Below are 12920 nucleotides of genomic sequence, written 5' to 3'. Positions count from 1 at the left end.
TCGGGTACGTGGGAGGCCTCACGCCGGGCCGCGCGGCGCCGCTCCCGTCCCGCCGGGCGGCGCCTGCGCGGGCGCGCCGCCGCGGCGATCCGCGCCTCAGGCGCCGGCCGCCCGATCGTGGCCGCGCGCGGGGGCCGCGGGCATCGCGGGCGTCGCGGAGATCGCGCGCTCGTCGCTCAGGGCCTCGAGGCACCGCCGCTTGATCGCGGCAAACTCGCTCGATCCGACGATCGCGGCGCTCCGCGGCCTCCCGAAGGGCACCGCGATCTCGGCGCCGACGCGGCAGGGGCGGCGGGTCATGAGCGCGATGCGATCGGACAGGAAGATGGCCTCGTCGATGTCGTGGGTGACGAACAGCACGGTGGCGCGGACCTGGCGGAACACGTCGAGCAGCAGCTCGTGCATCGACAGCCTGGTCTGGGCGTCCAGCGCGCTGAACGGCTCGTCCATCAGCACGACCCGCGGCTCGTTGATCAGCACGCGCGCGATCTCGACCCGCTGCTGCATGCCGCCCGAGAGCTGCGCCGGATACGCGTCCTCGAACCCCGAGAGCCCCACGAGCCCGAGCAGGCGCCGGGACGCCTCGGCGCGCTCGCGCGCCCGGACGCCGCGCATCTTCAGGCCGAAGCCTATGTTGTCGAGCACCGTCTTCCAGGGGAGCAGGGAGCACTGCTGGAAGACCATGCCGCGCTCCGGCCCGGGCCCGTCGACCCGCGCGCCGCCGACGACGATGCTGCCGCGCTCCGGCGCCACGTACCCGGCGACGGCGTTCAGGATCGTCGACTTGCCGCACCCGGAGGGGCCGAGCAGGCTCACGAGCTCGCCGCTCCCGACGGTCAGGTCGAGATCCCGCACCGCCTCGACGCGGCGGGGGCCCGCCCCCAGCGCCACGGAGAGCCCGCGGATCTCCACGGTCCCTCCCGGGATGGCCGGGCGATCTGCGGGCGTCATCGGGCGTTCTCCTCGGGCCGGTGCCACGGGGTGAGCCACGCGCCGATCCGCTGGACCAGCGCGCTGCTCAGCATGCCGAGGAGGCCGATGAGCAGCATGCCGAGGACGATGTCCGGGTAGCGCTGCAGGTTGTACGACTCCCAGGTGAAGTAGCCGACGCCGTACTGGCCGCCGATCATCTCGGCGGTCACGAGGCAGAACCAGGACGTGCCCATGCCGATGCTCATGCCGGTGACGATGCTGGGCAGCGCGCCCGGCAGGACGACCTCGAGGAACAGGCGGAACGGGCGCGCGCCGAGGCTGCGGGAGCTCGCGATGAGCCGCGGGTCGACGGCGCCCACGCCGTGGATCGTCGCGAGCAGGATCGGGAACAGCGCGCCGATGGTCGTGATGAAGATCATGCTCAGCTCGGCCGACGGGAACATCAGGATCGCGAGCGGGAGCCAGGCGACGCCGGGGATGGGGCGCAGGACCTCGAGCGGCGGCAGGAGGGTGTCCTCGGCGAGCCGCGATCGGCCGATGACGAGCCCGAGCGCGACGCCGGCGACGCCCGCGGCGACGAAGCCGGCGAGCACGCGGAGCACGCTGCTCCAGAGGTGCATCCAGAGCTTCGGCGAGCCGAGGAGATCGCGCGCCGCGGCGAGGATCTCGGTCGGGGCGGGCACGTTGACGAACGTGACGACGCCGAGATCCGCGCGCGACGCCGACGCCCACTGCCAGAGGGCGACGCACGCGGCCACGGACAGCGCGCGCAGCCAGGGGCGGCGCAGGTGGGGCCGCGGGCGCTTCGCCTGCGCGAGCGCCCCGGCCCGCGCCGGCGCCGCGCTCCCCCGGGCCGGCGCGAGGCCTGGGCGGCCGAGGGGGCCCACCCCGGGCGGCGCGCTGCGCTCGGAGATCATCGTCATGGCGCCACCGCCGTGAGCTTCGCGGCGTCGCCCCGGAGCGTCGCGAAGTCGACGACCGCCGCGGCGTTCTGCGCGGCCCACCGCTCGGCGTCCTCCTTCGCGAGGAACGCGGAGGCGCTCCCGTCCGGGCGCCGCGCGTACCACGCGCGATCGGCCAGGAGCTTCACCCCGGTCTCGCGATCGTGGACGAAGGCGGCGCGGATCTGCTTGCCCTCGGCCTCGATCTGCTTCAGCGCGGCGAGCGCCGAGGCCGGGCTCCGGTACGCGCGCACCTTCGGCTCGCCGGCGACCCAGATCTGCGCGGCGAGCGTCGGCTCGTCGATCGGCGCGCCGGACAGCGCGTCGCCGCCGGAGAGCGGCAGCTTCGCGTGGCTCGCGAGCCGCGCCTCGTAGTCGAGCCCGAGCTCCTCGGCCGCGCGCCGGATGTACCTGTCGTCGACGAACTGGCCCACGTCGAGGGTCGTGTCCGTGCGCTTGAGCAGGGTGAGCGTGTCCACGGCGACCTGGAGGGCGCGGCGGACCTCGGGCTTGATCGTGAAGTCGCGCGTCTGGATGCCGAGCGGGCCGTGGAACATGTAGGCGACCTCGGCGTCCACGCCGGTCACCTTCTCGATGAGCTCGCTGTGCTCCTCGGGCTCCTCTGCGAAGAGGCGGTCCGCCTCGAGCGCCGCCTTGAGGAAGGCGACGACGATCTCCGGGTGCTCCTCGGCGTAGGCCGCGCGCACGAGGACGCCGTGCGCCGTCGGCACCTTGACGCTGGCGCCGTCGTAGATCTTCCGGGCGAAGCCGCGGAACGGGAACAGCTCCGCGAAGGGGACGAAATCGGCGTGCGCGTCGATCTTCCCCGCCTTCAGCGAGGAGCCGCCGACCTCGGGCGACTGCGAGACGAGCGTGACGTCCCTGTCCGGATCCCAGCCGAGATCGCGGATCGCCCGGAGCAGCATGCCGTGGGCGGAGGAGCCGAACGGGACGGAGATCTGCTTGCCCTTGAGGTCCTTCAGGCCCTGCGCCGGCGAGTCGATCGGCACGACGATGCCGTTGCCGCTGCCCAGCGCGCTGCCGGAGAGCGTGGCGATGTAGAGGCTGCGGCTGCCCGCCTTCTGGAACGCGACGCCGTTCAGCACGCCGGGGAAGTCGGCCATCGCGCCGATGTCGAGCTTCTCGGCCACCATCTCGGTCGTCAGCGGCGGGCCCGAGGTGAAGTCCTTCCACTCGATCTCGTAGGTGACGTCCTTGTACTTGCCGTCCCTCGGCAGGTGCTTCTCGAGCAGCTTGAGCTCGCGGATCAGGAGCCCGCCCGTGGCGCAGTTGATCGTCGTGTCCTGCGTCCCGATGGCGATGCGGATCGTCTGCTTCGCGTCCGGCTTGCACGACAGGCCGACGAGGACCGCCGCGAGGAGCAGGAGCGCGCGAATACCTTGAATCATGGACTCAGTCCCTCGCGAAGGTCTCGTGTCGTCCGGCGCCCGCCCGGAGGGCGTCGAGCGCGCGGCTCGCCGCCTTGCGCACCTCGACGTCGGTGTCGCCGAGCAGCCGGTGCAGCGGCGCCTCGGCGACCGCCGCCTTGAGCTCGCCGAGCGCCTGGGCGGCGGCGCGGCGGAGATCCGGGAGGTCGCTCCCGAGCAGCCGGACGAGGTCCGGCACGGCCGGCGCGGCCCGGAGCCGCCCGAGCGCGAGCGCCGCCTCCTTGCGGACCTGCCAGGCGCCGTCGTCGAGCGCGCCCCGGAGGTGCGGCGCGGCGAGCCCGTGCCCGGAGCGGCCGAGGACGATCGCGGCCTCGACGCGGACCCGCCAGTCGGGGTCCGAGAGCAGCGCGATGAAGTCCTGGACGAGCGCGGGGGCGCCGGCCGGGTCGAGCGCCTCGAGCGCGCCGACGGCGACCTGCCGCACCTGCGCGTCGGGGTCGCGCAGCCGCGCGCGGAGCGCGGGCGCCGCCTCGGGCCGCCGCAGGTAGGCCAGGGTGAGGACCGCCTCGCGGCGCACCTCGGGCGCGGGATCCTCGAGCGCGCCCTCGAGCGGCGCGAGCGCCCGCGGATCGCGGAGCTCGCGGAGCGCCACGATGACCGCAGCGCGCACGAACGGCCGACCATGACGCATTGCGTCAATCAGAGGGGTCGCGGCGTCGGTTCCGCGAAACTCACGGAGCGCCGCGGCCGCAGCCTCGCGCACGTGGGCCTCCTCGTCCTCGAGCGCCCCGATGACGGCCGGCACCGCGCTGGGGTCGCCGAGGTCCTCGAGGTGCCCTATCGCGAGCGCCCGCACCGTGGGGTCCTCGTCGCGGACGGCCTCGACGAGCGGGCGGACGATCTCCGGATCCGAGAGGTCGTCGAGCTGGGTCAGCGCGAGCTGGCGCGCGCCGGGGTCGGGATCGCGCAGGACGCTCTCCAGCTCCTGCGCAGGGGACGGGTGTGTCATGTCGTCTCCGCCTCCGGTCCCTAGCGAATGAGAAAGGGGATCTTCACGGTGATGGCCTCTTTGGGGCAATCGATCTCGCACGCGAGGCAATACCAGCACTCGTCGTAGGCCATGTGCGCCTTGCCCGTGTCGGGGCTCACGGCGAGGCAGTCGACAGGGCACGAGTCGATGCAGATGCGGCAGCCCTTGATGCACGACGCCTCGTCGACGACGACCGGCAGATCGAAGCGGGCGACGGCCTCGGCGTGGCCCGCTGTCCTCGCGCGCTGGGCCTTGACGGACTCTCGGTTAAGAAGGTGACCCATGGTTGATTGACCTCGTCGCGCGTCAGAGCGGCGCGCGCTGCTCCTCGGCGGGGATGCGCAGGCGGTGGTATGTCTTGAGCTCGCCGTCGTCGATCGGGAAGAGGTAGGGCTCCACCGGTCGCTTGAAGAGGACCATCTCGCCGCGCTCGTCCTTCTTCAGGTTCACGTGCGCGAACCAGCGGCGGTCGTCCATCTCGGGGTAATCGAGCCGATGATGGTAGAGGCCCCAGCGGCTCTCGGTCCTGAACAGCGACGCGCGCGCGGCCATCTCCGCGCAGTCGCGGATGAAGTGGCACTCCATCACCCGCATGAGCTCGTGGGGGCTCGCCGCGGTGACCTCCTCGAGCTCGTCCTTCGCCCGCAGGAAGTACTCGAGCCCGAGCGCCATCCGGTTGCCCGTCTTGGGCGGCTGGAGGTAATCGTTCACGAGGCGCCGCACCTTGTATTCGTACTGGTGCGGCGCGACCCCGCCCTTGCGCGACAGCGGGGCGAGGATGCGCTCGCGCTCGGCGTCGACGGCGGCCGGCGCAGGCTCGACCGCGGGCGCGCGATCGAGGTAATCGAGCGCGCTCTGCGCGCAGATCTTCCCGTACGTGAGCGCGCCGAGCAGGTAGTTGTGCGGCACGCACGCCATGTCGCCGGCGGCGTAGAGCCCGGGCACGGTGGTCTCGCCCTTCTCGTTGACCCACACCCCCGACGCGCTGTGCCCGCTGCACAGGCCGATCTCCGAGATGTGCATCTCGACGAGATCGTTCGCGTAGCTGTGCCCCCTGCCCTCGTGGAAGCGCCCGCGGCTCGGGCGCTCCGTCTGGTGGAGGACCCGCTCGACCTCGGTGATCGTCTCCGGGGCGAGGTGGGTGAGCTTCAGGTACACAGGGCCGTTCGCGGAGTGGAGCTCCCGGTAGAACTCGAGCATCATCTGCCCGCTCCAGTAATCGCTCTCGATGAAGCGGTGCCCCTTCGCGTTGACCGTGTGCCCGCCGAGCGGGCCTGTCACGTACGCGCACGCCGGACCGTTGTAGTCCTTGATGAGCGGGTTGATCTGGAAGCACTCGATGCCGGTGAGCTCGGCGCCCGCGTGGTACGCCATCGAGTAGCCGTCTCCGGCGTTCGAGGGGTTCTCGTACGTGCCGTGGAGATAGCCGGAGGCCGGCAGCCCGAGCCGCCCGGAGGCGCCGCAGCAGAGGATCACCGCCCTCGCCTTGATCACCTCGATGTGGCCCTCGCGCGTGTCGAAGCCCATCACCCCGGCGACCTGCCCGTCGGACACGAGGATCCGTGTCGCCATGACGCGGTTGACGACGCGCACCCCGGCGCGCTTGACCATGCGCGTGAGGATCTTCTTGAGATCGTAGCCCTCGGGCATCGGGAGCACGTAGCTCCCGTTGTGGTGGACCTTCTTGACGTCGAAATCGCCCGAGCGCGTCTTCTGGAACTTCACGCCCCAGGAGTCGAGCTCCTGGATCATCGCGAAGCTGTTCCGCGCGTATTCGTAGATGGCGCGCTGGTTCACGATGCCGTCGTTGGCCACCGTGATCTCCTTGACGTATTGCTCCGGCGTCGCGTGCCCGGGGATGATCGCGTTGTTCAGGCCGTCCATGCCTATCGCGATCGCCCCGCTCCGCTTGATATGCGCCTTCTCGAGGAGGACGACCCTCCCGCGAGGCAACCGCTGTTGCGCCTCCACCGCTGCAGTGGAGCCTGCGCTGCCGCCGCCGACGACGACGACGTCCGCCTCTGTCACGCGAATGTCCATTGAAAGCCCTCGATATTTCAGGCGCGCACGCAGACGACCCCGCCACCGAAGGTGCCAGTGGACAGGGGTCGGACGCCCGGCGTCTCCCATCACAGACGCGGCATCCGTTTTAACAGACGGCCCCATCCTGGGCAATCGCTTTGTGATTGCCGGGCAGCAGTTGTGTCTCGGGGGCAGCAGCGGCTGGCTCGTGGGCCGCAGCCGTGCCCCTCGGGCAGCACAGCCGTGCCCCTCGGGCAGCAACCGTGCCCCTCAGGCAGCAACCGTGCCCCTCGGAGGGCAGCGCGGGCAGCGCGGGCAGCGCGGGCAGCGCGGGCAGCGCGGGCAGCGCGGGCAGCCGACCAAGGTCAAGCGCAGCGCCGGTGCGCCTTGCAAGCGAAAACGCAGGGCCGGCGGTGGACGGGAGCGCGACCGCGGCGCCGCCGCGCCCAGACAGGCTCACCGCCGGTGCGGATCCCCGACCCGCCCAGAAAGATTCGCCTTTCCACCATGGTTGTCCCCCCGAAGACGCGGGCGGGACGCTACCATGCGGGGCAACCCGCAGTCCTCCCACGGATCGGGGGACCGCGCGCGGTCCTTCATGTCCTCTGTCACCCTGATCCACCGCGCCCGGCGCCCCCCAGCCCCGGCGCCCGCGCGCCGCTTCGCTGCATGGCCAAGCACCCGTCCCAGCTCGCCGACCTAGAGATCCAGCGCCGCCTCGGCGCTGGCGGCATGGCGGAGGTCTTCCTCGCCAAGAAGCGCGGCGCCGAGGGGACGTACAAGCTCCTCGTCGTCAAGCGGATCCTCCCCGCGCACGGGTCGTCGCGGCGCTTCCGCGCGATGTTCGTCGAGGAGGCCCACCTCGCGACCCGCCTCAACCACCCGAACATCGTCCAGGTCTACGAGTTCTCCGACCACGGCGAGGACGGGCTGCTCCTCTCGATGGAGTACGTCGAGGGCTTCGACCTCGGCAAGCTCATGCGCGCCGCCCAGCAGAAGGAGTCGCGCATCCCGCCGCTCGTGTCGGCGTTCATCGTCTCCGAGGCGGCCAAGGGGCTGCACTACGCCCACGAGCGCAAGGACGAGGGCGGCATGCCGCTCGCGATCGTCCACCGCGACGTCTCGCCGCAGAACATCCTGATCTCGTTCGAGGGCGTCGTGAAGATCGCCGACTTCGGCATCGCCAGCGCGAACCTCTTCCGCGAGGAGCCCGGCGTGCTGAAGGGCAAGTTCGGGTACATGTCGCCCGAGCAGGCGCGCGGCGAGCGCGTCGACCGGCGGAGCGACATCTACGCGCTCGGCGTCGTGCTCTACGAGCTGCTCGCCATGCGCTCGCCCTACGGCAAGCTCGACGACGACGCGCTCCTCCAGGCCGTCAAGGAGGGGCTCTTCGAGCCCCCGTCGGCGCACGCGCCCGACATCCCGACCGAGCTCGAGGCGATCGTGATGCGCGCCATGGCGGGCGACCCCGAGGACCGCTTCCAGACCGCGCGCGACCTGGCCGGGGCGATCGCGCGCGTGCTGCTCGCGAAGCAGGAGCTCGTCGACAACGCGTCGGTCGAGCAGACCGTGGCCCACCTGCTCGGCCGCGAGCGCGAGCAGGAGGCGCGCGCGCACGCCGAGGGGGGCGCGAAGCAGGAGGAGCAGGGCGAGAGCTCCGTGGCGCAGCCGCAGACGCTCGCGGCGGTGCCGGCCGCGCGCACGGGCGGCGACGTCGAGGGCACCGGCGCGCCGCGCGTCGTGCGCGAGGTGCGCCACGTGGCCGTCGTGACGCTGCGCATCGAGGGCGTCGACGCGCTGCTCGGGGCGCAGGGGCGGCTCGCGGGCAAGCGCAGCGGGCGCTCCATCCGCACGACGCTCGACGCGATCGCCTTCAAGCACGGGGCGATCTGGTCGTGGGAGTCGCACGCGAGCGCGCGCGCCGTCGTGGGGCTGCTCGCGAACCCGTCGCGCGCCGCCGCCGACGCCGCGTCGCTCGCGGTCGACGTGCACGAGGCGCTCGCCGGCGCGTCGGAGGACCTGCCCGTCGAGCTGCGCGCCGCGATCGGCATCGTCCGCGGCATCGCGTACGGCGAGCGCGACGAGCAGGGGCACCTCATCAACCACGTGCTCAAGGAGCCAGCGAACTACCTCGCCGAGCGCCTCGGCAGCCGCACCCCGTTCGGCAAGACGTGGGTCGCGGGCGGCGTCTACCGCCTCGTCCGGCGCGATTTCCGCTGGGGCGACGCGCCGTCGCTCGATCTCGACGACGCGCGCGGCTACCCCGTCCCGCACCAGATGCGGCTCTACGCGCTGCAGCGCCCGCTCACGCGCGAGGAGCGCATGGCCGAGATCGCGCTGTCGCCGAACGACCTCGTCGGGCGCGACGCCGAGCGGGCCGACCTGCACGCGGCCTACCACCGCGCCGTCTCGCCGCCGGTGAAGGCGGTCGTCGAACCCGCGCAGCCCGCGCAGCCCGCGCCCCGCTTCGGCGAGGGCGAGCCGCCGCAGAGCATGCCGGGCAAGCCGGAGAGCCCGCCGGGCGGCGCGCTGCGCGGCCAGTCGGTGGCGCGCGTCATCGTCGGCGAGATGGGCATCGGCAAGAGCGCGCTCATCTCGACGTTCCTCTCGGAGCTGCCGGGCGAGGCGCGCGTGCTCCACGTCGAGTGCTCGCCGGTGAAGAGCGAGCTGCCGCTCGCCACCGTCTGCGACGTGCTCCGCGACGTGACCGGGATGGGGCTCGACCACGCGATCGACGACGCCGCGCACGTCATCCGCGCGCTGCTCGGGCCGATCGCGCGCTCGCCGCTCGGGTCGCGCATCGTCACGCGCCTCGCCGAGCTCGTCACGGGCAAGCAGGTCGAGCACCCCGAGGACGACGCGGCGGCCTACGGCCGCGACATCGTGGCGCGCGGCGTGAAGTACCTGCTCGGGTCGCTCGCGCGCCACCAGCCGCTCGTCGTCGTCATCGACGGCCTCCAGTGGGCCGATCGCCCGAGCCTCGAGCTCATCTCGGAGCTCCTGAAGCAGCGCTCGGAGCGGCTCCCGATCCTCGTGCTGCTCCTCACCCGCCCCGAGGAGCGCGTGACCCCGTTCATCGAGGGGCTCGTGCGCATCGAGCTCCGCGGGCTGAGCGCCGAGGAGCAGATGCGCCTCGTGGAGGCGCGCCTCGGCGTGCGCGACGGCGTGGCCGCCGTCTGCGGCGAGCTCGTGCCGCGCGTCGCCGGCAACCCGTTCTTCCTCCTCGAGATGGTCGACGCGCTGCTCGAGCGGGGCACGCTCGAGATCGTCGAGCACCCGGGCGGCCGGCACGAGCTCGTCCGCCACGACAGGACCGGCGACCGCGGCGAGCCGCTCCCGTCGACGCTGGAGCAGCTCATCGGCGACCGCCTGCGCGAGCTGCCGCCGGCGGAGCACGACGTCGTGAACTGGCTGGCCGTCGCCGGGGGCCCGCTGCTCAAGGACGACATCCTGAACCTGACGCGGCTCGCGGACGACGAGGCGGTGACGCGCCTCTGCGCGCGCGGCCTGTGCGATCGCCGGGCCGGAGCGGTGGATTTCCGGCACCCGCTCGTGCGCGACGTCGCCTACCTCGCGCTCGACAGCGCGAGCCGCGTGCGCATGCACCGGCGGCTCGGCGAGCACCTGTCGACGACGCCGCTCGCGCAGGGGCTCTCGGCCGCGATCGTGGCGCAGCACCTCGCGCGCGGCGAGGCGCCCGGGCCGGCGGCGGAGCTCTACCTCGACGCGGCGCGGGCCGCGCGCGCCGGCCACCAGGCGCAGCTCTCGCGGCGGTACTACGAGCGCGCCCTGTCGCTGCTGCCGACCGGCGACAGCCGGCGGATGATCGCGCACGAGGCGCTGGAGGCGATCTTCCGCCACCTCGGCCGCCGGCGCGAGCGGCGCAAGCACCTCGCGGCGCTGCGGCAGCTCGCGAAGGAGAGCGGGCAGGCGCGCTGGGCGGCGCTCGCGCTCGTGCGCACCGCGCGGCTCGACCTCGACGAGGGCCACCTCGCCCGGGGCCTGCCGGTGGCCCAGCGCGCCGCCGAGATCGCCCGCATCGCGCGCCGCCCGGCGCTCGAGGTCGAGGCGCTGACGATCCTGTCGGAGGTGCTCCGCGAGCTCGGCGACGTCCAGGGCGCGATCAGCGCGGCCGACAGGGCGCTCCGGGTGACGCACACGGGCGGGCTCACGCCGCGGGCGCGCGCGGAGGTGCTGCGCGCGAAGGGCGTGCTGCTGCGCCGGGTCGGCCGCGTGCAGGAGGCGGTGGAGGCCTACGCCGAGGCGATCGCCGTCTTCCGCGCGGTGGGGGCGCGTCGCAGCGAGGCGCGCGCGAAGAACTCGCTCGCGGTGGCGATGTTCGTGCTGGAGCGCTTCGAGGACGCGATCGCCGTCGGGCTCTCGTCGATCTCCATCGATCTCGCGATCGGGGGGCGTTTCCAGATCGCGAAGACGCTGAGCAACATCGGCCACGCGTACGCCAAGCTCGGCGACATGCCGCGGAGCCTCGCGTACATGAAGCGGGCGCGCGAGGCGCACGAGCGCTATGACGACCAGGATGCGCGCGCCGACACGCTCCTCTGCTCGGCGGGGATCCTGCTCGAGGCGGGCGACGTCGACGCCGCGCACGCGCTCTGCGCCGACGCGAGCGCGCTCATCGCGGTGACCGGCAGCGTCTACGACATGATCCACGAGCGCAACGTGCGCGGCCTCCTCGCGAGGGCGCGGGGGGACATCCAGGGGGCGATCGCGAACGCCTCCGAGGCGCGGCAGCTCGCCGAGTCGCAGGGGCTGATGAGCTACCACGCGTACGCGACGGCGATCGAGGCGGCGTCGCGCGTGGACGCCGGCGAGGTGCACACGGGGGTGCTGCTCGCGCGGACGGCGCTCGGCGCGGTCGAGGCGAGCAGCTCCGAGTACGGCATCGAGGTGCGCGACCTCTGCTGCGCGGCGCTGCAGAAGGGCGCGCCGGCGAGCGCGGCGGACGCCTACCACCGCGCCGCGGCGCACGTCCGGATGGTGGCGGGCTACATCCGCGACGCGCGGCTCAAGGCGCTGTTCCTCGAGCGCACCGTGGTGCGGCGCATCCTCGCCGCGGAGGCCGAGGGTCCGGCGGCGGGGCACGACCCGCTCCGCCGCGGGGAGATGGCATGACGGGTACCGGCGGAAGGACAGGGACGAAGCCGCGGCGCAAGGTCGCCGTGATCCTCTCGGGCGGCGGGGCGCGGGGCGCCTACGAGGTCGGCGTGCTGTCGTACGTGCTCGACGCGTTCGCCCGCCTCCGCGGGGCGCCGCCGCGCATCGACATCCTGTGCGGGACGTCGGTCGGCGCGGTGAACGCGTGCTACCTCGCGGCGCACCTCGACGACGCGACGCTGGGCATCCGGCGGCTCGTCAACCTCTGGACGCAGCTCAGGCTGGAGACGGTGCTCGGCTTCGGGGTGCGGCAGGCGATCTCGCTGCCGAAGCTCCTGTTCGGCGGCGGGTCGCAGGGCGTGGGCCTGTTCGACGTCTCGCCGATGCAGCGGCTCGTGGAGCGCGAGATCCCGTGGCGGGCGATCGCGCGCACGCTGCGCCACGGGTACCTCTCGGCGGTGAGCGTGTCGGCGACGGAGATCGGGACGGGGCGCACGGTGATCTTCATGCAGACGGGGCCGGACGGCGCGCTGCCGACGACGGCGCCGCCGCGCACGATCATCCGCGGCGCGCTGATCGGCCCGCCGCACGCGCTCGCGTCGGCGGCGATCCCGATCCTGTTCCCGCCGGTGCGCATCGGCCGCGATCTGTACATGGACGGCGGCGTGCGGCAGAACACGCCGATCGCGCCGGCGCTGCGGCTGGGGGCGACGCACGTGCTGGCGATCGGGCTGTCGCGGGAGGTGCGCAGCATCGACGCGGGCGACAGCGGCAAGCCGCCCGGGATGGCGCTGGTCCTCGGCAAGGTGCTGAACGCGTTCCTCCTCGACCACATCCAGACCGACTTCGAGGTGCTCACGCGGGTGAACCACATGATCGAGGACGGCGAGCGGGCGTTCGGGCCGGATTTCCTTCCCTCGATCAACGCGGCGGCGGCGCAGCGCGGGGCGCTGCCGTACCGGCGGGTGGAGACGCTCGTGGTGCGGCCGAGCGTGGATCTCGGGCGGCTGGCGGCGGAGCACGTGAGGGCGGGCAAGCTGCAGGGCGGGCCGGCGATGATGCGGCGGCTCCTGTCGCTCGTCGACGTCGGGGCGGAGAACGACGCGGATCTCGCGAGCTACCTGCTGTTCGACGGGTCGTTCACGCGCAAGCTCATCGAGCTCGGGCGGGCGGACGCGGAGGCGCGGCGGCACGACGTGGCGGACTTCTTCGGGAGCGCGGCGGAGGAGGCGGAGCCCACGCTGTCGGACAGCGCGGAGTGGTCCATACCGCCGCCGGTGGGGCCCGGGGGGTCCATCTAGAGCTGCCCCGCCCACCGAGGGGTGTTCGCGGCGCGGGGTTCGCACGATATCGCACGATGCGACAGGGAGACGCACGCCGGAGATGAGGGCAATGACGCCCGCCTGGCTTCGATCTGTTGCCATCCCGTGCCCCGCACGGGCAAGATGCGGTGTGCTGGAGCCCCGGTGACCGCCGGACGTGTCATCGGAG

Annotated in this window: 8 protein-coding genes; 2 read left to right on the top strand and 6 right to left on the bottom strand. The window is 73.1% G+C overall.

Going from position 1 to position 12920, the window contains the following annotated elements; translation table 11 throughout:
- Positions 1–96: 96 nt before the first annotated feature.
- From WMF24_RS14135 to WMF24_RS14110, 6 genes are read right to left on the bottom strand one after another with little or no spacing between them, the layout of a single operon-like run.
- Complete coding sequence (locus WMF24_RS14135) at positions 97–951, bottom strand: ABC transporter ATP-binding protein (protein WP_437736920.1); 855 nt, start codon at positions 949–951, stop codon at positions 97–99.
- On the bottom strand, positions 948–1850 hold the full coding sequence (locus tag WMF24_RS14130) for an ABC transporter permease (protein ID WP_437738803.1): 903 nt from the start codon (positions 1848–1850) through the stop codon (positions 948–950). Before WMF24_RS14130 ends, WMF24_RS14135 begins: the two co-directional genes overlap by 4 nt.
- A gap of 2 nt (positions 1851–1852) precedes the next feature.
- Positions 1853–3283 (bottom strand): ABC transporter substrate-binding protein, encoded by a 1431-nt coding sequence (locus tag WMF24_RS14125; protein WP_437736919.1) that lies wholly within the window; start codon positions 3281–3283, stop codon positions 1853–1855.
- A gap of 4 nt (positions 3284–3287) precedes the next feature.
- Entirely contained in the window at positions 3288–4271 is a 984-nt protein-coding gene (locus WMF24_RS14120; protein WP_437736918.1) for a HEAT repeat domain-containing protein, read from the bottom strand.
- A 20-nt stretch (positions 4272–4291) separates the two neighbouring features.
- Complete coding sequence (locus WMF24_RS14115; protein ID WP_437736917.1) at positions 4292–4576, bottom strand: 4Fe-4S dicluster domain-containing protein; 285 nt, start codon at positions 4574–4576, stop codon at positions 4292–4294.
- Between the two features lie 22 nt (positions 4577–4598).
- Positions 4599–6332 (bottom strand): fumarate reductase/succinate dehydrogenase flavoprotein subunit, encoded by a 1734-nt coding sequence (locus WMF24_RS14110; RefSeq protein ID WP_437736916.1) that lies wholly within the window; start codon positions 6330–6332, stop codon positions 4599–4601.
- 651 nt (positions 6333–6983) lie between these two features.
- Between WMF24_RS14110 and WMF24_RS14105 the strand changes: the two genes are divergently transcribed.
- Together WMF24_RS14105 and WMF24_RS14100 are read left to right on the top strand one after the other, a co-directional pair.
- On the top strand, positions 6984–11447 hold the full coding sequence (locus tag WMF24_RS14105) for a serine/threonine-protein kinase (protein WP_437736915.1): 4464 nt from the start codon (positions 6984–6986) through the stop codon (positions 11445–11447).
- The gene (locus WMF24_RS14100; RefSeq protein ID WP_437736914.1) at positions 11444–12730 is read left to right on the top strand and encodes a patatin-like phospholipase family protein; all 1287 of its coding nucleotides are present in this window, start codon (positions 11444–11446) and stop codon (positions 12728–12730) included. Before WMF24_RS14105 ends, WMF24_RS14100 begins: the two co-directional genes overlap by 4 nt.
- The last annotated feature ends 190 nt before the right edge of the window (positions 12731–12920 follow it).

The sequence above is a fragment of the Sorangium sp. So ce1335 genome (genome assembly GCF_051521615.1).
Classification (GTDB): domain Bacteria; phylum Myxococcota_A; class Polyangia; order Polyangiales; family Polyangiaceae; genus Sorangium.
This window is presented reverse-complemented; position numbering and strand designations above follow the sequence as displayed.